The sequence below is a fragment of the Cohnella xylanilytica genome, from assembly GCF_014212175.1.
GTDB lineage: Bacteria > Bacillota > Bacilli > Paenibacillales > Paenibacillaceae > Cohnella > Cohnella xylanilytica.
The window spans coordinates 1-25837 of record NZ_JACJVR010000003.1; the positions used below are offsets into that span (position 1 = coordinate 1).

General features: G+C 62.0%; 23 protein-coding genes. 9 read left to right on the plus strand and 14 right to left on the minus strand.

Translation table 11 applies throughout. The features are described from left to right. Window positions 1-77 precede the first annotated feature (77 nt). From H7B90_RS01000 to H7B90_RS01035, 8 genes are all read right to left on the minus strand, one after another. Window positions 78-698 carry an NAD(P)-dependent oxidoreductase gene (locus tag H7B90_RS01000; RefSeq protein ID WP_185134007.1) on the minus strand — a complete coding sequence of 207 codons (621 nt, stop codon included), beginning with the start codon at window positions 696-698 and terminating at the stop codon, window positions 78-80. A gap of 234 nt (window positions 699-932) precedes the next feature. After that, window positions 933-2108, minus strand: coding sequence for a sugar ABC transporter permease (locus tag H7B90_RS01005; RefSeq protein ID WP_185134008.1), 1176 nt, complete (start codon window positions 2106-2108; stop codon window positions 933-935). Between the two features lie 11 nt (window positions 2109-2119). Beyond that, window positions 2120-3640, minus strand: coding sequence for an ATP-binding cassette domain-containing protein (locus H7B90_RS01010; protein WP_185134009.1), 1521 nt, complete (start codon window positions 3638-3640; stop codon window positions 2120-2122). A gap of 98 nt (window positions 3641-3738) precedes the next feature. Beyond that, window positions 3739-4842, minus strand: a complete 1104-nt coding sequence (locus H7B90_RS01015) for a sugar ABC transporter substrate-binding protein (RefSeq protein WP_185134010.1) — start codon at window positions 4840-4842, stop codon at window positions 3739-3741. 122 nt (window positions 4843-4964) lie between these two features. Next, complete coding sequence (gene xylF / locus H7B90_RS01020) at window positions 4965-6083, minus strand: D-xylose ABC transporter substrate-binding protein (protein WP_185134011.1); 1119 nt, start codon at window positions 6081-6083, stop codon at window positions 4965-4967. Window positions 6084-6103: 20 nt separating this feature from the next. Next, entirely contained in the window at window positions 6104-7663 is a 1560-nt protein-coding gene (locus tag H7B90_RS01025) for a response regulator (RefSeq protein WP_185134012.1), read from the minus strand. Then, window positions 7638-9101, minus strand: a complete 1464-nt coding sequence (locus tag H7B90_RS01030) for a sensor histidine kinase (RefSeq protein ID WP_185134013.1) — start codon at window positions 9099-9101, stop codon at window positions 7638-7640. Before H7B90_RS01030 ends, H7B90_RS01025 begins: the two co-directional genes overlap by 26 nt. Continuing rightward, window positions 9098-10075 carry a substrate-binding domain-containing protein gene (locus H7B90_RS01035; RefSeq protein ID WP_185134014.1) on the minus strand — a complete coding sequence of 326 codons (978 nt, stop codon included), beginning with the start codon at window positions 10073-10075 and terminating at the stop codon, window positions 9098-9100. Before H7B90_RS01035 ends, H7B90_RS01030 begins: the two co-directional genes overlap by 4 nt. Window positions 10076-10400: 325 nt before the next feature. Between H7B90_RS01035 and H7B90_RS01040 the strand changes: the two genes are divergently transcribed. Genes H7B90_RS01040 through H7B90_RS01060 form a run of 5 tightly spaced genes read left to right on the plus strand, consistent with a single transcriptional unit; the run spans window position 10401 to window position 15597 of the window. After that, the gene (locus H7B90_RS01040) at window positions 10401-11540 is read left to right on the plus strand and encodes a Gfo/Idh/MocA family protein (protein ID WP_185134015.1); all 1140 of its coding nucleotides are present in this window, start codon (window positions 10401-10403) and stop codon (window positions 11538-11540) included. Between the two features lie 20 nt (window positions 11541-11560). Then, a complete protein-coding gene (locus H7B90_RS01045; protein ID WP_185134016.1) occupies window positions 11561-12331 on the plus strand; it encodes a sugar phosphate isomerase/epimerase family protein in 771 nt (256 codons plus the stop codon). Between the two features lie 12 nt (window positions 12332-12343). Beyond that, window positions 12344-13318: a helix-turn-helix domain-containing protein gene (locus H7B90_RS01050; protein ID WP_260410642.1), complete on the plus strand. Its 975-nt coding sequence runs from the start codon at window positions 12344-12346 to the stop codon at window positions 13316-13318. Next, entirely contained in the window at window positions 13318-14175 is an 858-nt protein-coding gene (locus H7B90_RS01055; protein WP_185134017.1) for a sugar phosphate isomerase/epimerase family protein, read from the plus strand. Before H7B90_RS01050 ends, H7B90_RS01055 begins: the two co-directional genes overlap by 1 nt. A 36-nt stretch (window positions 14176-14211) precedes the next feature. After that, complete coding sequence (locus tag H7B90_RS01060) at window positions 14212-15597, plus strand: MATE family efflux transporter (RefSeq protein ID WP_185134018.1); 1386 nt, start codon at window positions 14212-14214, stop codon at window positions 15595-15597. Between the two features lie 19 nt (window positions 15598-15616). Here the strand turns inward: H7B90_RS01060 and H7B90_RS01065 are convergent, their stop codons facing one another. From H7B90_RS01065 to H7B90_RS01075, 3 genes are read right to left on the minus strand one after another with little or no spacing between them, the layout of a single operon-like run. Beyond that, complete coding sequence (locus H7B90_RS01065) at window positions 15617-16147, minus strand: DinB family protein (RefSeq protein WP_185134019.1); 531 nt, start codon at window positions 16145-16147, stop codon at window positions 15617-15619. Next, window positions 16137-16571, minus strand: a complete 435-nt coding sequence (locus tag H7B90_RS01070; RefSeq protein ID WP_185134020.1) for an iron chaperone — start codon at window positions 16569-16571, stop codon at window positions 16137-16139. Before H7B90_RS01070 ends, H7B90_RS01065 begins: the two co-directional genes overlap by 11 nt. A gap of 54 nt (window positions 16572-16625) precedes the next feature. After that, window positions 16626-16976: a VOC family protein gene (locus tag H7B90_RS01075; RefSeq protein WP_185134021.1), complete on the minus strand. Its 351-nt coding sequence runs from the start codon at window positions 16974-16976 to the stop codon at window positions 16626-16628. Between the two features lie 124 nt (window positions 16977-17100). On the opposite strand from H7B90_RS01075, the gene H7B90_RS01080 reads away from it, so the two are divergent. Continuing rightward, entirely contained in the window at window positions 17101-19266 is a 2166-nt protein-coding gene (locus H7B90_RS01080) for an ATP-binding cassette domain-containing protein (RefSeq protein WP_185134022.1), read from the plus strand. 562 nt (window positions 19267-19828) lie between these two features. On the opposite strand, the gene H7B90_RS01085 is transcribed toward H7B90_RS01080, so the two are convergent. Beyond that, window positions 19829-20833, minus strand: coding sequence for a glycoside hydrolase family 130 protein (locus H7B90_RS01085; RefSeq protein WP_185134023.1), 1005 nt, complete (start codon window positions 20831-20833; stop codon window positions 19829-19831). A gap of 235 nt (window positions 20834-21068) precedes the next feature. Further along, window positions 21069-21428 (minus strand): GIY-YIG nuclease family protein, encoded by a 360-nt coding sequence (locus tag H7B90_RS01090; RefSeq protein ID WP_185134024.1) that lies wholly within the window; start codon window positions 21426-21428, stop codon window positions 21069-21071. A gap of 235 nt (window positions 21429-21663) precedes the next feature. Between H7B90_RS01090 and H7B90_RS01095 the strand changes: the two genes are divergently transcribed. Beyond that, the gene (locus tag H7B90_RS01095; RefSeq protein ID WP_185134025.1) at window positions 21664-22893 is read left to right on the plus strand and encodes an aminopeptidase; all 1230 of its coding nucleotides are present in this window, start codon (window positions 21664-21666) and stop codon (window positions 22891-22893) included. Window positions 22894-22954: 61 nt separating this feature from the next. Here H7B90_RS01095 and H7B90_RS01100 read toward each other — a convergent pair whose 3' ends face one another. Next, window positions 22955-23881 (minus strand): phosphotransferase family protein, encoded by a 927-nt coding sequence (locus H7B90_RS01100; RefSeq protein WP_185134026.1) that lies wholly within the window; start codon window positions 23879-23881, stop codon window positions 22955-22957. A gap of 218 nt (window positions 23882-24099) precedes the next feature. On the opposite strand from H7B90_RS01100, the gene H7B90_RS01105 reads away from it, so the two are divergent. Both H7B90_RS01105 and H7B90_RS01110 read left to right on the plus strand, forming a co-directional pair. Beyond that, entirely contained in the window at window positions 24100-24990 is an 891-nt protein-coding gene (locus tag H7B90_RS01105) for a helix-turn-helix transcriptional regulator (protein WP_185134027.1), read from the plus strand. 24 nt (window positions 24991-25014) lie between these two features. Continuing rightward, a complete protein-coding gene (locus tag H7B90_RS01110) occupies window positions 25015-25836 on the plus strand; it encodes an NAD(P)H-binding protein (protein ID WP_185134028.1) in 822 nt (273 codons plus the stop codon). The last annotated feature ends 1 nt before the right edge of the window (window position 25837 follow it).

Sequence of the window (25837 nt, forward strand, 5' to 3'; positions counted from 1 at the left end):
GCGGTTACAGCGAAGGTTCAAAGCCACGGCCCTCCTGTAACCTCCATTTTGGAGGTTACGGCGTCTCCAGGTCCGCGCTAATAGGCGATGCCGACCCGGGAGCGGGTATATTCCAGGCTGTCGATCTGCCTGTAGGCGAAGTCCGCCGTATCCGCGACCGAGATCGAGGCTCCGCCTTCCGGCAGATAGTCGCGCTCGACGCGGTACGTCCCGATCCGTTCCCCATCGGGCAAAAAAGTGGGGCAAACGATCGTCCAATCCAGCTCCGATCTCTCTAGCCACTCGTAGGCGCGGCGGTGTTCCTCCGCCGCGAACGTGCTTCGCCGCCGCGATTCCCCGGACTCGTAACGAAGCAGGCCGGGGTCCGTGCGGCTCCGCAGAATGCCCGCCGTGCCCACCGTAACGATCCGCCGGATCCCTCTCTCGTTCATCGCGCGAATGACCAGCGGCATCGACTCCGACAGCGTCGTCGTTCCGTCCGTTCCCAAGGCGCCGACCACGGCGTCGACTCCGTCCATGGCCTTGCCTATATCCTCCGCGTTAAGCACATCCCCTTGCACGACGGTTAAATTCTCTCCCGCAAGCTCCAGCTTCGCCGGCTTGCGAACCAAGGCGACGACGCGATGTCCGTCGCCAAGAGCCTGGGCGGCGATCCGGCTCCCGACTCGGCCGGTCGCTCCCAGCAGCAATATTTTCATATCGACACCATCCCCCATTCGACCTAAACCATCTTCCTAGTTGTAACTCATCGGAACCGAAATTGCACGCGTATCGCCCGAATCCGTTAGCCGGAAGCCGGGTCCTTCGGATCATTAGGTCACCCGGCTGTCCGTCCGCCTGCCGATAACGTAACAAAAACCGCCCCGCCTCTCCGCAAACTCGCGGATCGAGACGGGGACGGCCCAATGCCCAAAAGGCTCAACGACCTCGCATTAAGCTCTCTTCTTGCGCGTCAGGACGTCGAAGATGACCGCCGCGGCCAGCACGCCGCCGCGAATCATGTACTGGTAGGAGATGCCGACGCCCATCAGGTTCATGCCGCTCGACAGCGAGGCCATGACGATCGCGCCGATGATGGAGCCCGTCACCTTGCCGACGCCGCCGGCCGCGGAGACGCCGCCGACGTAAGCCGCCGCGATCGCGTCCAGCTCGAACAGCGTGCCCGCCGTCGTCGTCGCCGATTGCAGGCGGGAGGTGAACAGAATGCCCGACAGCGCGGAGAGCAGGCCCATGGAGCCGAATACGATATACGTAATCTTCTTGACGTTGATCCCGCTCAGGTGAGCGGCTTCCGGATTGCTGCCCACGGCGTAAATGTGGCGGCCGAGCACCGTCTTCGTCGTCAGGAAGTGGTAGATGACGACGACGGCCAGCATGATGATGACGGTCCAGGAGAACCCGTTGTAGCCGGAGATGATCCAGGTGATATACGCGATGATGGCGGATACGAATACGATTTTGAGCGCGAAGATGCGCTTGGAGACGACTTCGAACTGGTACTTGAGCTTGCTCCTGCGCTTGGAGAATTCGAAGTAGATGTACAGGATAATGATAAGAACGCCCAGAAGGAGCGAGAGCAGGTTCAAGCCGTTCACTTTGGCGATGGACGGAATGTAGCCGTTGCCGATGGCGTTGAATGGCTCGTCCTTGATGATGATCGTGCCCGTCTTCTCGGTGACCTGAAGCAGAGCGCCTCGGAAAATAAGCATGGCCGCAAGCGACGAGACGAACGACGGAATGCCGACCGAAGCGACGAGCACGCCGTTGAACATCCCGATGACGATCCCCAGAAGGAGAATGATCGGAATCGTCAGGTAGACCGGAACGCCCGCTTGCGTCAGAAGCAGGGCGGCGATCGCGCCCATGAAGCCGGCCGCGAAGCCGACCGACAGGTCGATATGCCGGATGACGATAACGAGCGTCATGCCGACCGCCAGAACGGCGGTGTAGCCCGTCGCGTCGAGCAGGTTGCTGATGTTCCGGGAAGACATGAACAGCCCGTCGGTCAAGATCGAGAAGGTGGCCATGATGACGAACAGGGCGATGTACATGCCGTAATCGCGAATGTTGACTTTGACCAGCGATTTCGCTTCATGGATAAAATTCATAGGTGCTCCTCCTATTGTGTAGCCAATTGCATGATTTTTTCCTGATCGGCCTCTTCGATCGGCAGCTCGCCCTTGATTCTGCCTTCGGCCATGACGTAGACGCGGTCGCTCATCCCGAGCACCTCGCCCAGCTCCGAAGAGATCATAATGATGCTCATGCCCTCTTCGATCAGCTTGTTCATGATCGTATAGATCTCGAACTTGGCGCCTACGTCGATACCGCGCGTCGGCTCGTCCAGAATCAGCAATTTGGGACCTACGAACAGCCACTTGCCGAGGGACACCTTCTGCTGATTGCCGCCGCTGAGATTGCCGACGATCTGCTCCACGGAAGGCGCTTTGATGAACATCGATTCCTTGTAGCGCTTGGCGACCTTGACTTCTTCGTTGTCGTTGATGACGCCATTGGAAGCGATTCCGCGAAGGTTCGCAGCGGAGACGTTGCTCTTGATATCCTGGATCAGGAACAGCCCGTCGCCCTTCCGATCCTCGGTCACGTACGCGATTCCGGCTTGAATCGCGTCGCTCGTATGCTTGAACGTTCTCGGAGTTCCTTCGACCAACAATTCGCCTTGCAGTCTATAAGACTTCGGATTGCCGAAGATGCTGAGCGCAAGCTCCGTCCGTCCGGAACCCATCAAGCCGGCTATCCCGACGATTTCTCCTTTTTTAACGTGCAGGTTGACTTCCTTCGCCACTTGCCTGCCCAGCTGGGCGTCGTAGGCGGACCAGTTCCGGATCTCGAGCACTTTGTCCCCGAACTTCTTGTTCGGCCTCTTCGGGTATATATCTTCGATCTCCCGGCCGACCATGTTCTTGATGATGACGTTCTCGGAGATTTCTCCCTTCGAGCCGTCCAGCGTGCAGATCGTCCGCCCGTCGCGAAGAACGGTCGCCTTGTCCGCGATGGAGATGACTTCCTTCAGCTTATGGGAGATCATGATGCAGGTGATGCCTTGCTTCTTCAGCTCGCGCAGCAGATCGAGCAGGTTCTCGCTGTCGTTCTCGTTCAAGGCCGCCGTCGGTTCGTCCAGGATGAGCAGCTTGACGTTCTTGCTGAGCGCCTTCGCGATCTCGACGAGCTGCTGCTTGCCGACGCCAAGGTCCTTGACCCGCATCTCGGGATTGACGTCGAGCCCGACCTTGCGCAGCATCTCCTTGGCGTGAACGATCGTCCGGTTCCAGTCGACGATCGCCCCGCGTCTCACTTCGTTGCCGGCGAAGATGTTCTCGTACACGGTAAGGTCCGGGAACAACGCCAGCTCCTGATAGATGATGGCGATGCCGGCCTTGACGCTGTCGCTGATCTTCGCGAAGCTCTGCACGCTGCCCTCGAACACGATATCGCCTTTGTAGGTGCCGTGGGGATACACGCCGCTGAGCACCTTCATCAGGGTGGACTTGCCCGCCCCGTTCTCGCCGATAAGGCAGTGGATCTCCCCTCTCGCCACTTGGAAGTTGACGTCGGCGAGCGCCTTGACGCCCGTGAATTCCTTCGAGATGTTCTTCATCTCCAAAATGTAGTCGCCCATCGTTATGCACTCCTTAGCCGAACAGCTCTTCCAATTGAGGAATCGTGATAGACGAGTCCATCACGATTCCGCTCTGGCTTATGATCGCTTGGCGTCCGTTACAGGCCGGTGAAGTCGCTTGCCTGGTAGTATCCGGAATCGACGAGCTCCTTCTTGATATTGTTCTTGTCGACGGAGATAACCGGAGTCTGCTTCGCCTTGACGTCGATCTTGCCGTTGTTGTAGGTGCCGGTCGTCTCGGGCGTCTCGCCGTCGAGAACGTTGACGGCCATGCTCATGGCGTCTTTAACGAGAGTGCGCACGTCTTTGAACACCGTCATCGATTGCTTGCCGTCGATGATGTATTGGCCGGTCGCCTTCTCGGCGTCTTGACCGGTAATGACGAAGCTCGTAATGGCTTTGTCGGTCGAGAAGACGTCGGCGATGGAGCGAGCGGTGGCGTCGTTCGGACCGAGCACGAGGACGTCGCCCTTCATGTCGGCGGCAGCCGCGGTCAAGTGCGTCTGGGCTTTGTTCTTCGCTTCGTTCGGATCCCAGTTCGTCGTCACTTGGCCGATGATCTTGCTCATCTGGTCGCGGGAGAGTTCCTTCGTGTCTTTGAGAGCTTCCGCTTCGGAGGAATTGGCGATCTTGAACGTGCCGTCCGCGATCTTGGGCTGCAGGACGGACCAAGCGCCTTGGAAAAACAGGAAGGCGTTGTTGTCGGTAGCGGCGCCGGCATACAGGTACAGAGGCTGGCCGGATCCCTTCGAATGATCGACCAGGTATTTGGCTTGAGCCGCGCCGACCTCGACGCTGTCGAACGTGACGTAGTAGTCGACCGCGTCCGTGTTCGTGATCAGACGGTCGTAGGAGATGACGGTGATGCCTTCGTCTTTGGCGGCTTCGACGGCCGCGGCCGCGGCATCGCCGTCGTACGGGCAGATGATGAGGACTTTAATGCCTTTGTTGATCAGCGTTTCTACGTTTTCCTTTTCTTTGGCGGAGGAGCCTTGGCTGAACAAAATTTCGGTCGTGTACTTCGTGCCCGAGAGCGCTTCCTTGAACCGTTGTTCGTCTTGAATCCATCTCGTCTCGTCCTTGGTCGGCAATACGATCCCGACGCTGATTTTGCTGTCGCCGTTCTTGCTGCAAGCCGACGCGATGGCTGCGAACATCAGGATCGCGAGCAGAAGCGCGATCGGTTTAAAGCTCTTTCTCATTTTTCCGGCCCCTTTCGGTCTTGTATGGATTTCTGACAAGACCGACTATATCATCTCCCCCCTTCCCTGAAAGCGCTTATCGCTAGCACTCTTTTGCAACCGCCTATACTTTTTTACCCTTGTTACGGCTTCTTCGCGAATTTGTACACGTCTTCCCGGGTATGGAAGCCGTCGGCGATAATCGTCTCGTCGATGTTGGACTTGTCCACGGCGATCGGCGGCAGCAGAACGGACGGAACCTCGATCTTCCCGTTGTTCACCTTCCTATCCGCGTTCACGCTCTCTCCTCTGGCCAGCTTCACTGCAAGCTCGGCCGCCTTGTCGGCCAGAAGCCGGATCGGCTTATACACGGTCATCGTCTGCGTGCCTTCGACGATGCGCCGGGCCGCCGCCAGATCCCCGTCCTGCCCGGCGACGGGGATGCGTCCCGCCAAGCCTTGGGACGCAAGCGCCTGAACCGCCCCGCCCGCCGTCGCGTCGTTCGCGGCGATGACCGCGTCGATTCCGCTGCCGTTCGCCGCAAGCGCCGACCGCATGTTGGCCAGCGCGTTGGCCGGCAGCCAGTCCTTCGACCATTGGTCGTAGACGACCCGGATGTCTCCTCTGTCGATGAGCGGCTGAATGACGTTGAACACGCCTTGCTTGAACATGTGGGCGTTGTTGTCCGTATCCGCGCCTCCGATGTATACGTACTTCCCCTTGGGCACCAGCTTCGTAATCGCTTGCGCCTGCAGCTCGCCCACCATCTCGTTATCGAAGGAGACGTACAGATCGACATCGGAGTTCTTGATCAGCCGATCGTAGGACAACACCTTGATGCCGGCTGAATGGGCCTTCCGGACGATCGTCGCAGTCGCCTCCGCGTTGTGCGGGACGATGACGAGAATATCGACGCCCGCCTTGATCATCGTCTCGGCCTGCGCGATCTGCTTCGCGTCGTCTCCGTTGGCCATCATGCTGACGACTTCCGCTCCGAGCGCTTCCGCGGCCGACTTGAACATATCCCGGTCCTTCAGCCACCGCTCCTCTTGCAGCGAGTCCATGGAGAGGCCGATCTTGACCTTGCCCTCCTTGGCGCCGGCGCCGGGGCCGGATTCCGCGTTCGGGCTCGCCGGCGACGAGAGCGCCCGATCCGGCGCGCCTGTCGGCGATCCGCCGCCGTCGCAGGCGGAGACGAGGCACGACAAGGCGATCGCCATCGCGAGGGCGATCGGCCTAGCTCCTTTGATCTCCCGTATCATTCGCAACGCTCCTTCTATCGTCATCTAGAGTCGGCCTTCGGATCCGCTCTGCCGAGCAGGAGCCTCCGGTATTCCGTCGGCGAGACGTCGCACGTCTTTTTGAACACCTTGGAGAAGTAGTTCGGATCGTGGTAGCCGACCTCGAACGCGATCTCCTTGAGGCTCCGCTCGGGGTCCGCCATCAGCTTCTTCGCCTTCTCGATCCGGCATTCGGTCAGGAAGTCGATATAGTTGACGCCGAGCTGCTCCTTGAACGATTTGCTGATATAAAAAGGGCTTAAGCCTACGATCTTCCCGATCGCCTCCAGCGAGACGTCCTCATGGGAATGCTCGACGATGTACTGCCTGACCCGCCGGATCGCGTCCGGCTCGACTCTCTTCTGGTGCTCCTCGTGCGCTTGCCGCATCCGCTCGAGCAGCCGGTCGGATTCGGCCCTCAACTGCCGGTAGTCGTTCGCTTGGAAGGAGAACAGAGGCGTATCGATCTCCGCCCCGATCTCGAACAGCGCCCGCGAGACGATCCAGAGCAGCTCGAGCGCGCGCTGCTGACCCTGCAGCAGATCGGTTCCTTCGTTCTCGCAGCGCCGCAGGAACCCGCCGACGTCCTCGCGAATCCCGTCCCACTCGCCGAGACGGATTCTCTCGAAGAATTGCTTCTCCAGCTGCTTCGCCGGGTAGCCGTCGCGCGCGACGCCCAGCACGGGGGTATCGGCGTAAAACCGGTATTTGACCGGCAGCGTCGGATCCATGGAGGCGAGCAGCGCTTCCTGGTAGGACTGCCGGATCTGGCCGAGCGACTCGCACGGGTTGCCGATGCCGACGAACCAGCCTTGGGAGGCGCCGTCCTTCGCGGCGGAGAGCAGCTCGCGGGCGATGGCGACCGCCTGGGAGCGGAACGACTTGTCCGGCTCCCGGAACGCGACGATCGGGATCTGCCGGCCGTGCAGCGCGCCGACCCAGCCGCTTCCTCTCTCCCGCACCTTCTTCTTGACCGCGGAGTAGAAGCTCTCCGAGCCCGCCGGCAGCAGAACGGTAATCGCGAACTTCTCGTTGTCCGTGCCGACTCCGAGCAGGCCGACCAGTTCGTCCAGATGCACCTCGTGGACGTGGTCGAACAGAAGCTGCGTGACGATGTCCGTCTCGACGACGGGCAGCACCTTCTGCAGCGCCTCCCGCTCCGCCCGGCTCGCCTCGCGGGACCGCCGCTCCTCCTCGATCTGCTTCAGCGTCTTCCCGACCGTCGCCACGATCTCGCTCGCCTTGCTCGGCTTCAGGATATAATCCTTGACTCCGAGCTTGATCGCCTTGCGCGCGTATTCGAACGTATCGTAGGCCGTGACCATGATAAACTTGATGTCCGGGTGCGCCTCGCCGATGACCTCGACCGCTTCGAGACCGCTCATGCCCGGCATCTTCACGTCCATGAGAATCAGATCCGGCCGGAACGAGCCGGCCATCTCGACCGCAATCTTGCCGTTCTTCGCATGCTCTACGGTCAGATCGGGGAAGCCCTTCCGCAGAATCGCCTCCAAGCCTTCCCGCTCGATCTGCTCGTCATCCACGATCAAGAGCCTTGTCATCCTCGCCTCTCCTCGCCTTCGGAATTTGCAAGATTACCTTCGTCCCCCGTCCCTCTCCGCTCTCGATGCCGATCACGTCCGCGAGCCCGTAGAAGAGCCGCAGCCTCCGAACCACGTTGCTGATGCCGATTCCCGTCGAATGGCCTTCCGTCTCGAAGGTATGCTCCTCGAGAATCCGCTTGATCTTCAGCTCCGTCATGCCCGGTCCGTCGTCGGCGATCTCGATCGTCACCCGCTCCTCGCCGTCCCGGATGCGGAACTCGATCGTCCCCCCGTCCTCCTCCGGCTCTACGGCGTGGATGACGGCGTTCTCGACGATCGGCTGGAGCGTGAGACCGGGAATCTGGACGTACAGGCACGATTCGTCGATGTCGGCGTGGAACCGCAGCCGGTCGGTGAACCGCGCCTTCTGTATCTCCATGTACTGGCGCAGCACCTTCACTTCTTCATACAAAGTGACCGACCGGTCCAGCCGCTTCAAGTTGTACCGGAGCAGGCCCGCGACGTTCGCCAGCAGATCGCTCGTCTCCTCGGAGCCTTCCAGGTAAGCCTTCTTCGACAGCGTGTCGAGCGTGTTGAACAGGAAGTGCGGGTTGATCTGGCTCTGCAGGCTGCGAAGCTGGCTCTCCTGCAGCAGCAGCTTGCTCTGCTGAAGCTCGTTCTCGAGCTGCGCCTTCTGCTGGATCTCCAGAATCAGATTGTTGATGTTGACCCGCATCCGCTCGAACATCTTCGCCAGGAAGGAGATCTCGTCGTTGGACGACACCTCCACCCGCAGGTCGAACCGGCCGCGCGACAGCTCCTTGGCCGCCTGCGTCAGCTTCTGTACCGGCCTCGTGATGCTCAGGGAGAACCAGTACGTGCCCAGCAGCAGCAGGAACGTGATCGACAGCAGCAGCCAGATGCCCAGCTTCTTCAGCTCCGACGACTGCTCGATGATGCCCCGGTAGAACCGGTCGTACGTCTTCAGGTCCGTATCGAGCAGCGTCAGCGTCATCTCGGAGATGTACTTGGAGATGCGCGTCGCTTCCGAGAACGCCTTGGAGGAATCCTCGGTCTCCTTCTCCGATTGGAACATGATCGAGCGGTCCGTCGTCTCCACGAGGCTGTCGATCAGGTTCATGTAGTTGGTCAGCGCGAAGTCGTTGTCCGCGTTGCGCAGCACGATGACTTCCATCCGGGCCTTGCGCAGCGCCTTCTTGCTCCGGTCCACCTGTCCGCGGTTCGCCTCGGTCGGAGCGAGCAGGTAGTTGTACAGAGCCGCGATCGTCTGCTGGCTGGCGTTCGTCACCTCGTTCATGCTGAGGTAGCGCTGCAGAATATCGTTGTATCGATCCTGGGTCTTCTGATTGTAATAGGTCAGGGCGAACCAGATCGCGGCCATGATGAGAAGAACGACGGCGACGAGCGTCCATATCTTCTTCTGGATGCTGTTCATGGCGCGTCCGCCGCCTTCGCCATGCGGATCTCGGTGTGGTAGCCTTCCGTGTCCAGCGGAACCGTCTCGCCCTTCAGCCATTCGATCATCCGATTCACGCCGATCCTTCCCATCGCTTCGGGCGATTGTTCGATCATCCCGTCGAGCTTCCCTTGCTCCAGCAGCGACGCCGAGTTCGGACTGTCGTCGAACGAGTAGATATGGTACGGCTCGATCCGGGAGCGGCGCCCGATCTCCTGGATCATCGCTTCGGCGATGCTCGACTTGACCGCCACGAAAGCGCTTACGTCCGGAATCCGGTTCATCGCGCCCTGAGTGGCGGCGATCACTCTCTCCTTCGCGTCGGACGTCTCGACGTATTCCGTCTTCACGTCCGGATAATGCTCCAGAACGTCGTGAATGCCGTTCAGGCGCTGTCTCTGGTAATATTCCTCCCGGCTGTCCCCCATCAGGATGACGGTGCCCGATCGGCCCATGTCGGACAGAAGCTGCCTCGCGATCATCTGACCCGCCAGGAACTGGTCGGAGCCGACGTACGTCCTTCTCAGGCTGTCGGCCATCGGCACGTCGTTCGCCACCGTGATGATGGGGATGCCGTAGAACGCGGCTTTGATCTTCGCCAGATTCTTGAACTCGTCCGTGTCGAGCCCCTGTACGAGAATGCCGTCGACCTTGGAGTCGATAGCGATCTCGATCTTCTTGAGGAAGTCTTCCCGGTCTTCGTCGTAGCTCCCCCACACTTCGATGCTGGCGCCGGCCTTCTCCGCCGCTTCCTTCGCGCCGCGGCCGACCCGGTCCCAGAACGGGGTGTCCAGCTCCTGCGTGATCAGGACGAGCCGGTATAACGCCTGCTCCCGGTCCGGCTCCCGGGGCAGCTGCCATCCGGAGCGCAGCACCCGGCCGGCGGAGATGAAGGTGAACGTTAACAGAACGACGCAGACCAAACCGAGGACGAGACTGACCGTTTTGCGCAAGTTGACGCTCTCCGTTTCTTGTATGGACTGTAGGGCCGCAAGCCGAACCTCGCCTGCCGTTGCCGCTATTCGGACAGGAGGTCGTGTAACGAGTATAAGAAAATAGTCCCGGTCCGTCTACGGGTTCGCGCTTTTTGCCCTTCCCGGTTCTCCCGCCGATTCCTCGCCGTCCTCACTTAGGCTTCCTCTCTGTTCTCGGCCTTCTTCCTGCCGGTCGTTAAGATCAGATTCGTCCAGAGATTCCCCCGCTTTCTCCATTGTGATCGTTCCTTCGTTACGCAATAATGGGAGTGTGAGCAACGCGATTGCGAAGGAGAGGACTTGGATGCGCAAAGCGAAAGTCGGAGTCATCGGAACCGGGCAAATCAGCGGAATCTACTTGAAGAACATGACGCAAACGTTCGACGGCATCCTGGAAGTGAAAGCGGTTGCGGATCTCGTGCCCGAGCTGGCCCGAAGCCGCGCGGAGCAGTTCGGCGTCCCGAACGCCTGGAGCGTGAAGGAGCTGCTGGACGATCCCGAGATCGAGATCGTGCTGAACCTGACCGCGCCGTCCGTCCACGCGGCCGTCAACTTGCAAGCGCTTCAAGCCGGCAAGCACGTCTACACGGAGAAGCCGTTCGCCTTGACGCGGGAGGACGCCGACGAAGTGCTGCGGCTGGCCGAAGCCAAGGGGCTTCTCGTCGGCTGCGCGCCGGACACGTTCCTCGGAGGCGGGCTGCAGACGTGCCGCAAGCTCATCGACGACGGCTGGATCGGCACGCCTTATTCCGCCAACGGCACGATCATTATGGGCAACGCTTCCAACGGCATGCACCCGAACTTCCGGAACTTCCTGAAGCTCGGCGGCGACCCTATTATGGACATGGCCCCCTACTACTTGACGGCCCTCGTCTTCCTGCTCGGCCCGGTTCGCCGGGTGACGGGCAGCGCGCGGCAGCTGCATGAAGAGATCACCATTCTGAACCCCAAATCGCCCAGCTTCGGCGAGAAGGTGCCGGTGGAAGCCCCGACGAACGTCTCGGCGGTGCTCGACTTCCATTCCGGCGCGGTCGGCAGCCTGCAGGCGGCCAAGGAGAGCTTCGGCTACTTGCCGAGGCTGGAGATCTTCGGCACGGAGGGCAACCTGACCGTCAACGATCCGAACTTCTTCGGGGGGAATATCTTCATCCAGTTCCCGGACGGCCGGAAGCAGGAAGTGCCGCTTACCCACGGCTTCGCCGAAGATTCCCGAGGCATCGGCGTCGCGGACATGGCGTACGCGATCCGGACGGGGCGGCCGCACCGGGCGAGCGGGCAGCTGGCCCGCCACGTGCTGGACGTCTCCCTCGGCATCTTCGAATCCTCGAGCCAAGGGCGCCATATCGAGCTGGGCTCCACGGTCGGCCGTCCGGAGCCGCTGCCGCTCGGCCTGAAGTACAGCCGCCTCGACGCGGACGACGCCTTCGACGGCGATCCCCAATAATCGAAAAGGACGTGAATGCCATGCATCGATTCCCTATCGCGGTCCAACCGTACACCGTCCGCGAAGCGCTCGGCCAGGATTACTTCGGTACGCTGAGGAAGCTGGCCGAGATCGGCTACGAAGGCATCGAGCTCGGCCTGCCGCCGGAAGGCGTCTCCGTCGCCGAGCAGAAGAGCGCCCTCGATTCCCTCGGGCTGCAAGTCGTCGGCTCGCACGCTTCCTTCAACAGCTTCGACGTCGACTTCGACCGCTTGTTCGACTACTTGCACGACGTCGGCGGCCGTTACGTGGCGATCTCGCTGCTCTTCGAGTCCAAGGAAGACGCCCTCCGCAAGGCCGAGAAGCTGAACGAGATCGGCGCGCGGTGCCGCGAGGCCGGCCTGACGTTCCTCTACCATAACCACGACTGGGAGTTCCGGCAGTACGACGGCGAATACGTGCTTGACCTGCTCATGCGGGAGACCGATCCGGCTCTCGTGCAGCTGGAGCTCGACACGTACTGGGTGGCCAAGGGAGGCGAGGACCCCGCCGCGTACCTCGCCAAGCGGAAGAACCGGTGCCCGCTGCTGCACGTCAAGGACATGGAGCCGGGCGAGGAGCGGTTCTTCGCCGAGGTCGGCGAAGGCGTCCTCAACTTCCGCGCCATCGCCGAATCGGCCGCTTCCGTCGGCACCGAGTGGCTCGTCGTCGAGCAGGACGCCTGCCGGCGCGATCCGTTCGAGAGCCTCGCGATCAGCTACCGCAACTTGGCCGCGCTGGACTTGATCCGCAAGCCCGCGAGCCGGACGTAAGGGGAGGTCGCCATGTCGACGCCGGCCATGGCCAAGCGGGACGACAGCTCGCCGAACCTGGAATCTTCGGTACGGTCCGCGCTTAGTCTCCCCGCCATTCACGTACTGGGGGACTTCGTCATGAAGCCGGGCTCCGGGCTGGCGGAGCGGGAGATTCCCGATTACGAGCTGCTCTTCTTCCCCGAAGGAACGGGCACCGTCTACCGGATCGGAGGCCGGGAGCACGTGCTGCGGCAGCCCTGCTTCATCGTCACCCGACCCGGCGAGACGCACAGCTACCGGTACGACCGGCAGGAGCCGACGAGGCACCTGTTCGTCCACTTCGGGCTGAGGGGACTGCCTCCCGCGACGCTGCCGCTGCTGCTTCCGGACGGTCCTTCCGTCATCCCTTACGAAGGGGAATTCCTCGTCACGCTGATGAAGCGGATCCTGGTCACCGCCCACGTGAGCCCGGAGAGGCTGCAGGAACGCGGCGGCCTCCTGCTGCTGACGCTGCTGGCGGAGATTCACGGCCTGTGCGAAGACGGTCCGAAGTCGCGGGAAGCGGTGAAGCTCCCGCCCCAGATCGAGAAGGCGCTCAGCGTCATCGATCAAGCGATCCCCGCGCCGATCTCCGTGGAGGAGCTCGCCCAGGAAGCCGGCTGGACGCCGGAGCATCTGTCGCGCTCCTTCGTCCGGCATCTCGGCGTGACGCCGAAGGAGGCGATCACCCGCCGCCGGATCGAGCTGGCATGCCAGCTGCTGCTGCATAGCCAGCGAAGCGTGAAGGAGATCGCGTTCGAGGTCGGCTTCGCCGACCAGAACTACTTCAGCCGCGTCTTCAAAGCGACCAAGGCCGTCACGGCCACCGAATACCGCAATAAAAATTACCATCCCCGGTACGCGGACCTCGCCTCCGTAACCGGGGGAGAGTCTTTGTATCCGCCCAATCGGGTGTTTTTCGGAGAGAGATTCATGGATGAGATAACGAGAGGGGGACGGCCTTGATGGCGGAATGGACGCAATGGAAGGAATCGGCGGAACTGCCGTTCCGGGCGTCGCTCAACGCTTCTACTTTGTTCCCCTACCGGCTCGGCATCGAAGAGCAGATTCGCACGGCCGCCGAAGCCGGGTACGAGGGGATCGAGATCTGGATGAAGGATCTGGAGGCGTATGCCGCCGAAGGAGGCTCCGTCTCCGCGCTTCGCCGCCTGGCGTCCGACCTCGGCATCGAGATCGCGAACGCGATCTCGTTCATCCCCTGGGCCGACGCCGACGAGGGCGTTCGGGCCCGGGGGCGCGAGCAGGCCGACAGGGAGCTCTCCCTGCTCGCCGAGCTCGGATGCCCGGCCTTCGCCGCCCCGCCGTTCGGGGACGTGGCGGAGGTATCGCTCGAACAGATGGGACGGCGCTTCGCGGACCTCGCGGCTCAATCCGGCCGCTACGGCGTCGCGCCGATCCTCGAATTCTGGGGCCGGGCGAAGAAGCTGTCCCGCCTCGGCGAAGCGATCGAGGTCGCGAGGCTGAGCGGCCTTGCGAACGTCCCGCTGCTGCTCGATCCGTTCCATCTGTATACCGGCGGCAGCAACCTCGGCGACCTGGCGCGGCTGCGCGGAGAGGACATCGGGATCGTTCACGCGAACGATTACCCCGCGAACCCGCCGCGCGAGACGATCGCGGATGCCGACCGGCTGTTCCCCGGCGACGGGATCGCGCTTTCCGCGGAGCTCGCGAAGGCGCTGAAGGCGTGCGGCTACCGCGGCTTCCTGTCGCTCGAGCTGTTCATGGACGATTACGGCGGCCGCTCCGCGCTCGAGACCGCCCGCTACGGCTTGGCCAAGATGAGAAGCGCGTATGCCGTCTAACGCAAGCCCCGCGCGCGCCGAAGGAGCCCGGAGCCGATGACCTCTTCCTTAAGACGCGAGCCGACGCTGCTGGCGATCGCCTGGCCGATCTTCGTCGAGTCCGGGCTGCAGATGTTCATGCGGATCGCGGACACGTTCATGCTCAGCCAAGTGTCCGACGACGCGGTGGCCGCGGTCGGCGTCGCCAATCAGATCATTCAGATGGCGATGCTGGTGCTGAGCTTCGTCGCGATCGGCTCCGCCGTCGTCGTCTCGCAATACCTGGGCGCCGGCAGGGAGAGCGAGCTCGGCCGGCTGGCCGGCTCCTCCGTCGGCGTCAACCTCCTCATCGGCGCCGCGCTAAGCATACTCGTCGTCGCCTTGAGCGGTCCGCTGCTCGGCGTATTCGGGCTCGACCCGGCCCTGTTCGGAATGGCCCGGCGCTACCTGTTCATCGCCGGCGGCACCTTGTTCGTGCAGGCGGTTCTGACCGCCCTCGTCGCGATCATCCAGTCTTACGGGTACACGCGCCAGACGATGCTGGTCTCGCTCGGCATGAACGTGCTTAACGTGATCGGCAACTGCTTCTTCATCTACGGCCTGCTGGGCGCGCCGAAGCTGGGCGTGGCCGGCGTCGCAATCTCGACGGCCGTCAGCCAGTGCGTCGGCGTCGCCGTTCACTTCGTTCTGCTTCGCAAGGCGACGGGCGGCGTCCCGGTCCTCTGGCGCTACTTCGTCCGCTGGCGGGCGGAGCACGTGAGGAAGGTGCTGCGCATCGGCATCCCTTCCTCCGCCGTCACGCTGTCGTACTCCGCGAGCCAGTTCGTCATTCTGGCGTTCATCGCGACGCTCGGCGCCCAGATGATGACGACGAAGGTGTACACCCAGAACCTGATGTTCATTGTCATGATTCTCGCGCAGGCGCTCGGCCGCGGCGGCCAGATTCTCGTCGGCCGCAAGATCGGAGCCGGCGAGAACGAGCTCGCTTACCGGGAAGTGTTCGCCAACCTGCGAAGGAGCCTCTTGATCACCCTCGTGGCCGTCTCCGTCCTGTGCCTCGCGCGGGTTCCGCTGCTCGAGCTGTTCACGCGCGACCGCGAGATTATCTCGCTCGGGGCGACGCTGCTGCTGCTCGGCTTCCTGCTCGAGCCCGGTCGCAACTTCAACGTCATTCTGGAGAAGGCGCTGCAAGCCGCCGGGGACGCCAAGTACCCGATGGCCGTCTCGATCGCGGTCACGTGGCTGTTCAGCCTGCCGCTCGCCTATGTGCTGGGCATCCGGCTCGGGTACGGGCTGATCGGCATGTGGTCGGCCTTCGTCGTGGACGAATGGCTGAGAGGCGTCATTCTGTTCTTCCGCTGGAGGAGCCGCAAGTGGGAGGGCAAAGCTCTCGTCCGGCGAGGCTCCCGCGACGAGGCCCGAACTCAAGCCGCTTCGATGTGACGAAGCGGCCGGCCGAGCTTTATCTTTTCGAACCCAGAATGCTTAAATTCACGATCATCGGCCCGACGTCTTCGCGGTATCTCCCGGCCATGGCCCGAACGATCTGGGCCGTGTGCGTCAAGTCGTGCGCCACCCAGGCCGACAGCAGCTCCCGGACCTTCAGGACGCCCAGCGTGGGATGAAGGCCCGTCCGCTCCAGCGTCTCTTCCGAGCCGACGAGCTCCTTCAGCGTCGCCAAGCTCGCGGCCCGGACCGCGGCGAACTCCTCGAGCCGCTCTTCGATCGTCCGGCCGGACTTCTCCTTCAGATGGGCGAACCGGTCGAACGCGGGGAACGGCTTGCCTTCGCCTTCCTTCAGAATGAATGCCAAGCGCGGAACCCAGTTCGTCTTCTCTCCCTCGATGAGGTGGTCGATCACTTCGGACGGGTTCCACGTTCCTTCGCCTTCGTCGCACCGCAGCCATCCTTCGGACAAGCCCGACAGCATCGCGCCGAGCGCCCTCGGCGTCCGCTCCAGAACCTCGATCGCTTCCTTCAGGTTAAAGTTCATTCCGAACCTCGCTCCTTCCCGGTCCTTCCGCGGATTTCCTCTTCCTTAAGGCCTTCGCCGCCGCGCGCTCTTCGTTCTCGGCGACCCGATACCGGACGATCCGGCGAATCAGCTCGTACGGCAGCGGCTTGTCGATCGGGAACCGGACCGTGCCCTTCGCTCCCTTGTACCCCGACAGTTCCTCTTGAAAAGCGGCGATTCCGCTCGCCCCCGGATAAAACCCGATGTGGCCCTTGAAGGCGGCGAAGTGAACGAGATTCCCGCGCTGCTCGTACGTCGGAATCTGATAGCTGATCTTCTCCTTCGCCTCCGGCGCCGTCTCCCGAATCTCCCGCCTTAACGTCTCCAGGATGCGCCGCACCTCCGGTTCGAACGCCGCGATGTATTCGTCTACCGTCTTGTACTCGACTCGGTTCTCTTCCACCTGTCTCGCCCCTTCCCCGAATTCGGCCGAACGTCTGCGGCCCTTCTTAACCGTTTAGCGATGGGACAAAATGTTGATCAGCTTCCCGAACGGGTCGCGGACATAGAACCGCCGGACGCCCCACGGCTCGTCGGCCGGCCCGTATTCGATCGGAATTCCCGCCCTCTTCATCCTCTCGAGCGCTTCTTCGACGTCGTCGACCTCGACCGACAGGTCGGGAACCGGAGTGCCGGAGCCTCCTTCCGAAGCGAAGCTGATCTGCACGTCCATCCGCTCCCCCGAGCCGTAAGTAGCGATCCATCCGTGATCCATCAACGGCTCCAGTCCGAGCAGCTCCCCGTAGAATCTCTCGGCCGCCGCGACCTCGTCGGTCCGAACGTTGCATACGATTCTTCTCACCTTCATGCGATCCCCTCCGCGTTCTGATTGTTCCCCTCTATCCATTTCGGAACGGATCGTAGGAATCCCTTCCCGCCCGGGCCGTGTTATAATTTGTCTAACTCTTCCACGAACCGACAAGGAGAACCGCATGTTCCTTCCCGTCCTTCGGCAATTGCTCGGCTATATTCGCGGCTACAAGCGGCTGCTCGCCTTCTTCGTCCCGACGATGCTGTTGGACCTGGCCTTCGTCTCGTTGGCCCCCCTCAGCTTCCAGTTCATGATCGACCGAGCCGTGATTCCCCGGGACATGAACGCCTTCGCTCTGATTCTGATCGCGCTCGCCGCGTGCGGGGTCGTCTGCCTCGGCGCGGGAGTCGCCAGCGACTACGCGTTGGCGCGGATCGCCGCCTTGACGCAGAAGGACCTGCGCCGCCGACTGTTCGACCGTCTGCAGAGCGCGAACATGGGCTACCTCCAGCGGAGCCGTTCCGGCGAGCTCCTCTCCCTCTTCGCCTCCGATCTGCCGGCCGTGGAGAGGGCGCTCGGCGTGCTGCTCACGACCGGCATCCAGTCGACGGTCGTCGTCGCCGTCACGCTGGCCGTGCTGTTCTACCTGCAAGGGACGATGGCGGTCGCCATCCTGCTCGGAGCCGCGGCGATCTACGCGGGTCCCGCCCTGCTGCGGCGCCGGTCGGAAGCCGTCAACCGCGCCCATAAGGAGATGCTCGACCGGATGACGAGCGACGTGCAGGAGGCGATCAACGCCCGGAAGGTGATCCGAGGGTTCCATCTGCAGAAGGCGATGGCGGACAAGTTCGCCGTCCGGCTCGGCGAGATGTTCCGGATTCACTACCGAAGGAACGTCGTCGGCGCCCAATTGGACCGCCTTCCCGTGATCTCCATGCTGGTCGTCAATCTGACGATCATCGCGCTCGGCTCTTATTTGGCGATACGCGGCTCCATCACGCTCGGAGCGCTGGTCGCCTTCTTCACCATGTACACGTCCATGGGCAATTCGGTGTTCAATCTGACGTACGTCATTCCGGTGCTGACGGACGTCTCGGTCAGCCTCGAACGGATCAAGAAGCTGATGGACGCGCCTGAGGAACCCGCCGGCGGTTCCCATCGCGAATCGCTCCGCGAGCGGCTGCCGGAGATTCGCTTCTCGGACGTCGGCTTCCGGTACGACGAGCGGAGGGACGCCCTGAAGCGAATCGATCTGGTTATCTCGCCGGGAGAGACGGCGGCGTTCGTCGGCTCGAGCGGATCCGGCAAGAGCACGGCGGTGCAGCTGCTGCTCGGCTTCTACGAGCCCTCCGCCGGTTCGATCCTCGTCAACGGCAGACGATTGGACGAATGGGACCGGGGGAGCTTAAGGGAGCAGCTCGGCGTCGTGTTCCAGGACAGCTTCCTGTTCCGGGGCACCGTCGCGGACAACATCCGGATCGCGAAGCCGGACGCCTCGATGGAGGAGATCGCAGCCGCCGCGAAGCGGGCCGAGATCCACGACTTCGTCTCGTCCCTGCCGGACGGGTACGAGACGGAGGTGCTGGACGACGGGGCCAACTTCTCCGGCGGGCAGCGGCAGCGCCTCGCCATCGCGCGCGCCGTTCTGCGCGACCCTCCGCTTCTGCTGCTGGACGAAGCCACGTCGGCGCTCGACCCGATCTCCGAAGCGTCGATCAACCGGACGTTCCGGGACCTCGCGGCCGACCGGACGGTCGTGACGGTGACCCACCGGCTGTCTTCCATCGCCGGAGCCGACCGGATCTTCGTGTTCGACCGGGGGGAGCTGGTGGGCTGCGGCACCCACGCCGAGCTGCTCGCCGAGGGAGGCTACTACAAGGAGCTGTGGGACAAGCAGAACGGCTTCGCCGTCTCGGAGAGCGGTCGGAAGGCGAACATCGACGGGGAACGGCTGGCCCGGCTGCCGTTCTTCCGGGGCATCGAGCCTCGCTTGCTCGAGGAGATCGGCGCCTTGTTCGATACGGAGACGTTCGAAGCCGGGCAGACCGTCATTCGGGAGGGGGATGCGGGGGAGAAGTTCTATCTGATCGCGCGAGGGCGGGTCGAGATCTCGAAGCGCGACCCGGAAGCGGAAGAAGGCAAGCTGCGGCTGGCCGTGCTGGAGGACGGCGACCACTTCGGGGAGATCGCGCTGCTGGAGAACGTGACCCGCACCGCGGACGTCGCGACGCTCTCCCCCTGCGTCTTCCTGACGCTGCAGCGGAAGGTGCTCTATTACGTCCTGTCCCAATATCCGGAGATCGACGCCCATGTCCGGCAGACGCTCCGGGAACGGAAGAGCTCGTAAGGCATAAGGCATAACCGTATCCGTATAGGAAAAAACTGCGATTGACCGATTCGCTAACGGAACTTGTTCAATAATTGGATTCGGACTCGATTCTGCCCCGAATAGGCGCCTTGCCTGAATTTTGTATGATAAATCATACAAAATCTGCTTCGAGAAGGCCCTTGCCTGAATTTTGTATGAAAAATCATACAAAATCTGCTTCGAGAAGGCGCCTTGCCTGAATTTTGTATGATAAATCATACAAAATCTGCTTCGAGAAAGCCCTTGCCTGAATTTTGTATGAAAAATCATACAAAATCTGCCTCGAGAAGGCGCCTTGCTTACAGGGTGAATGAAGAATCATCCAAAATTCATCTGCCTTGTTTTTTCCGACGAGGCTATTCGAAAAAACATACAACTTCATTCGCTGCATGCGAGGAAGCCCGCCATGTCGGCGAGAGTAGTCGCCGCCCCCCCCCCCCTTCGCCAACGCGAACGCGGGCCGGAGCGCTTCCGGCATGGATAGCGTTCCGGCCGCGCGTTCTTGTGCGTTCTCGGGCGAGTCGCCCGATCGGCTCCGCTTCTAATCGCCTTCCAGACAGAGCCGGATCAGGTCGTTCACGTCGGCGGTCGCCAGACATTCCACCGTATCCGCCGCCCCGTAATAGATCTTCACTTCGCCGGAATCCTCGAGAATCATGCCGCCGGGGAAAATAACGTCGTTGCGGAACCCGCCTTCCGTCTCGTACGGCGCTTCCGGCGCCAGCAGCGGCGCGCGGGACAATCCGACGATCCTGGACGGATCGTCCGGATCGAGCAGCATGATGCCCGCCGTGTAGCGCTTCTGCCACTTCGGCTCCCAGCCGTTCTTGCCCCTCGAGCGGTCCAGGTCGACGGCGTGGAAGGTCGTAAGCCACCCCTTCTCCGTCTTGACCGGCGGGGCTCCGGGGCCGACCTTGTCGTTGGCGAACGGCACCTGCTCCACGGCCAGCACGAGCTTGGAGCCGCCCCAATATCGCAAGTCCGGCGAATCGCTCATCCACATGTCGAAGCGGTCGGCGCCTCCCCGGCTGTAGACGGGGAACGGCCGCTCCAGCCGCGCGTACTTGCCCCCGATCCGCTCCGGGAACAGCACCATGTTGCGGTTGTCCGGCAGCGACAGGCTCAGCACCTCGAACGAGGCGAAGTCGTCCGTCGCCGCGATCCCGCCGCGCAGGCCGTGCTTCGTGTCGACCGCGAAGCACATGTAACATCGGCCGTCGAGGACGGTCAGCCGCGGGTCGTACACGCGGATCACTTCCTCGTCGTTCCAGCTCCAGCACGGTTCGGGCTGCACGTCCCAGCGGACACCGTCGTCGCTGAACGCGAGTCCCAGATTCGTCGTGCCAGCCGGCGCGGTCTTCCCGGTCTCCGCGTCGCCGTAGTCGTTGCGGAACACCATGACGTAGCGCCCTTCGTACTTGGCCACGCCCGCGTTGAACACCATCGCCGGCCCGTAGGGAACGTCTCTCGGGGCGAGGATCGGATTGGCCGGGTGACGGCGGATCAGCGGACTGGATGCGAGCTTGCCGACGGTCGGTTCATTCATGCGTTGTCCCTCCCTTGCTCGATTCGCGGAGGCGCGCCGGACGCGGTTCGGTTATGCCCGGCCCTCCAGGCCCGGCAGGCTCTCCTCCCCGGATATTCGCCGGACGAACGGCGAATCCTCCCTCCTACAAAAGGATAGAGACCGGAGGCTGGCGTTAGAACGGCGAAAGGACAACGGCACCGATATTTCCAGGACTGGCGAAGGACTGGCTTACGTCGGTTCAAGCTCAATTCCGTTACGCCCTCGGCGGCTTGTTGTACCCTCTGTCCCCGTACGGCTGCAGCTTCTCGAGCCACGGCTTCTCCATCTGCTTGAGCGCCCACTTGACGTCCGCGACGTCGTCGGATTCCTTCTGCTCCAGCACCTCGAATTCGAACGCCTCGGCGCCCAGCTCCTTCCAATCCTTCTGCAGCTCGAGGTTCATGAACCTCCCCATGTTCAGCTGCGCTTCGATGTTCATCCATTTGTTTTTCAAGTTGGGATACGAATCCACGAACACTTTGCCGCTTACCTTGTTGGTGATTCGGATGACGCCCATATACGTCTTGATCTGCTTGTACTCCTCCAGCAGCTCTTTGCGTTTGCTCTTGTCCATGTCGACCCTTCCCTCCGATGCCCTTAACATGGACTCCGGCAATCCGTGCCGGTCCCCATCGTCGCATCACTTATTTACTAATTTACTAAATAAGTAATACCATGGCTGCGGGGATTCGTCAACCGGGCAGGCCCTTCCGGCGAATGGATCCCGACCGCGGTGCGCCCGTCGGCTGGAGTCTCGCGGCGTCCATTTGCTATAGTAGGAGCATGGATCGGAACAGGAGGAATCGAGCATGCCGACTAACGTCGAGTTAGAGAAATACGCCGACCTGATCGTCCGGACGGCGGTTCATATTCAACCCGGGCAGGAGCTGTGGATCAACGCTCCCATTCACGTGCCGGAGCTCGTGCGCCTCATCGCGAAGCGCGCCTACGAAGAAGGAGCGAAGCGGGTCCATGTCGAGTGGCAGGACGAGTTGCTGACGAAGCTGACGTACCAGCTCGCGCCGGACGAAGCATTCGAGCAATATCCGGCGTGGCGGGCGCAGGCCGTCACGGAATTGGCTCAGCAAGGCGGAGCCTATCTGCTGATCAAGTCGGGCGATCCCGAGCTGCTGAAGGACGTCGACCCCAAGCGGGTCGCCGATTACTCGCGCGTCTCCTCGGCCGCTCTCGCCAAGTGGCGGGAATACATGTCGTCGAAAAGAATGACCTGGTCCATCGTCGCGGCTCCTTCGGACAATTGGGCGAAGCTGGTGTTCCCGGAGCTGGACGCGGAGGCGGCCGTCGAAGCGCTGTGGCAGGCGATATTCCGAGCCGTTCGCGTACATCTGGAGGATCCCGTTCAGGCGTGGAAGGAGCACAACGACGCCCTGCTCGCCAAGCGCGCCTACCTGAACGGCAAGCAGTACAAGAAGCTTCATTACCGGGCGCCGGGAACGGACCTCGTCATCGAGCTGCCGGAGAATCACCTCTGGAACGGGGGCATCTCCACGAACGAACGGGGCAACACCTTCAACCCGAACGTTCCCACCGAAGAGGTGTACACTGCGCCTCGCCGGGAAGGCACGAACGGAGTCGTTCGCAGCACCAAGCCTCTCAGCTACCAAGGCAATCTGATCGAGAACTTCAGCCTGACGTTCGAGAACGGACGGGTCGTGGACTTCCAGGCCGAGAAGGGCTGCGATTCCTTGAAAACGATGCTGGACCTCGACGGCAACTCGCGTTACCTCGGGGAAGCCGCTCTCGTTCCGCACCGCTCTCCGATCTCGGAATCGAACCTGATCTTCTTCAACACGCTGTTCGACGAGAACGCATCCAACCATCTGGCTCTGGGCAACGCGTATCCGACGTGCGTCGAAGGAGGCGCCTCCATGTCCCGCGAGGAGCTGGAGCGGGCCGGCCTGAACCAGAGCATCCTGCACGTCGACTTCATGATCGGCTCGGCCGAGATGGACATCGACGGCATCGCGGAGGACGGACGGGTCGAACCGATCTTCCGCCAGGGCAATTGGGCCTTCTAGAACAAGAACCCCCGCGCTATCCGGCGCAGGGGTTCTTGGCATGCGGATCGATCCCGCCCCGTCATGGGCTGATTCCGCCGATCGCCTCCAAGGCTTGCTCGATGAACCTATCGAGCTTCTCCCGCATGTCCCTCTCCTTGTCCGGCTCTAGGCCCCAGGAGGAGAGGCCCATGACCGGCCGCAGCGAAGCAACCAGATCCCAATAAGGAAGATTGGCGTAATCGAGCGCGGGCATCGCGGATCGGTACAGCCGGGTGAACTCGGCCGCCGCTTCGGTCCCGAACGCCCAGGCGATCTCCAGCCTTGCGTTCGCCAAGTCCGAGAGAGGATCGCCGAGAGCGGCGTCTTCCCAGTCGATAACCGCAGCCAGGCGACCGTCCTTCCACAGCACGTTGCCGGGCCAGAAGTCCCCGTGCAGCAGCGCGTCCCCGTTCCGCTGCAGCCGCGGCGAAGCGGACTTAAGCGCGTCCAGGACAGGCTTCCTCCCGAACGAGTCCGACCGCTCGGCCGATTCCAGAAGCCGGGCTAGACGATCCTTTTGCCGAGGTAACCAAGCGAACTCTTGACGAGAATAATCGATTCGATGGATATCCGCCAATGTCGTCGCGAGCGGAAGAAGCGGGTCGGTTCCGGAGGCCGAGGAGAGGATCGTCTCTCCTTCTACGAACTCGATGACGACGTACGGGGTCGGAAGGATCTCGCCTGTCTCGTCCGCGCCATAAGGCTTCGGCACGGGCAGCCCGGCCGAGCTTAGCCGTTCGAGAAGCCTGAATTCATGGGCGGCGACGTTCGGGTCCCGCTGCCGGTCCGCCTCGCCGTGACGGCGTAAGACCCACTTCTTGGCCGTACCGTCGGGCAGCATGACTTCAAGAGCCGTCACTTCGGCCGAGACGCCTCCCTCCAATGCCCTCGCGCGGACCAGTCGGCCCTCGGCGAAGATTCGACGAACCACTTTTTCAAGGCTCTCGTCCCTTCTGAAGTCGTTCATTAGCCCCCTCCTTGCACCGCGATAACCGTATTCCCTTCTTCGACGGCCGGAGCCGATTCCCTTTACGTTTTGTCTATCGTTGCGGAACGCGAGAGGCCGGAATTCCGTTCCTTATTTTTGGATTCAATCCGGAATCCTGACAACCATGATGTCATCATTCAAGTGTTAAGGTCATAACAGACGCACCGATCAGCCAATCCGACGAGAGAAGTGAGAAGATGAGACTGGATCGCATGCTCGGCATTACGATGGAGCTATTGTCGAAGAGAAGAGTGTCCGCTACGGAGCTGGCCGCCCGGTTCGAGGTATCCAGCCGCACCATCTACCGCGATATCGAGCTCATTAATCAAGCGGGCATCCCTATCGCCTCCTTCGCGGGCACGGACGGCGGCTTCGAGCTCATGAACGGTTACTTCTTGTCGAGGCAGCACTTCTCCGTGGAAGACTTATCGGTGATCTACAACCTGCTTAGGGGCATGGACGGGGCGATGGGAGGGCGTTCCGCATCGTTGATGAACAAGCTCTCCAGCTTGCAGCCGGCTCTGCTGAAGGGGAGGAACGCTTATAAGGTCATCTTCGACATGAGCACGTCGGAGAGCGAGAAGGCGATCGTCCATCCGCTCTTCCAGGCGATCGACGAGAACCGGATCGTCTCGTTCTCTTACATAAGCGCAGCGGGCACCGCGACGAAGCGGAGAGCGGAACCGACGGCGTTGTACTGGGAACGCGGCGCTTGGTACCTGGAGGGCTACTGCCTGATGCGCCGGGCGAAGCGCATCTTCCGCATATCCAGGCTCGCCGGGCTCGAAGTCTCGGACGAGAGATTCGCGCCGAGGGAGCTCTCCTCTTATCCGGACGAAGCCGACCCTCCGGGCATCGAGGTCCACCTTCGGTTCGATAGGAGCGCCCAGCCTCGCGTGTCGGAGCAATTCCCGGACGAGTGTTCGCCGCATGGCGACTCTGTCGACGTTCGCAAGGTTTTCTACTCCATGGAGTACGCCGTCTCCGTCGTTCTGAGCTACGGATCGAAGGTAACGGTCCTCTCGCCGGAAGAGCTGAAGCGCTGCGTGCTGAAGACGATCGAGGACATCCGGGAGAAGTACAAGTAAATCCATAAGGGGAGGAATGTCGGTATGACGATATTGGTGACCGGCGCTACGGGAACGGTCGGAAGACATGTCGTGAAGCAACTGGTTCAAAAAGGGGAAAGAGTGCGGGCGGTATCCCGCAACCCCGCCCGGGCGAATCTGCCGGAGGGCGTCGAAGTCGTCGCGGGAGATCTGAACGCGCCGGACACGCTGCGAGGCGCATTCGTCGGAGCGAAGGGGCTGTTCCTGATTACCTCCAGCGACGAGCCCGACGGCTCGCTGGAGACCCGGCCCAAGGTGATCGAACTCGCCGAACAGGCGGGCGTGAAGCGGGTCGCGGTCCTGGTCGGCTACGAAGAAGGGCCTGTCGAAGAAGCTCTGAAGGCCAGCCGGATGGAATGGACGCTTCTCAAGCCCGGAGAATTCATGGCCAACATCCTCGCCGACTGGAAGGATTCCATTCGGCAGGAAGGCGTCGTTCGCGAAGCGTTCGGGGACGCGCCGAGCGCCCGAATCCACGAAGCCGATATCGCCGCCGTCGCCGCGGCGGCCCTGCTGGAGGACGGCCATCACGGGCAGAGCTACATTCTGACGGGCCCGGAATCGCTGACCCGAAGAGAAGCCGTGAAGGTCGTCGGCGAGCGGCTCGGTCGGGAGATCGTATTCGACGAGCTGACGGAGGAGCAAGCCCGGCAAAACTGGCGCGACCAAGGCTACGAAGAGGGGGATATCGAGTTCTTCGTCCTTATGGGGAAGAATCCGCCCGCTATCGGCCACACGGTCGTTCCCACCGTCGAGCAAGTGCTGGGGCGTCCCGCCAAGACGCTCGCCGAGTGGGTAGACGAACATAAGCACGAGTTCGGCTAAG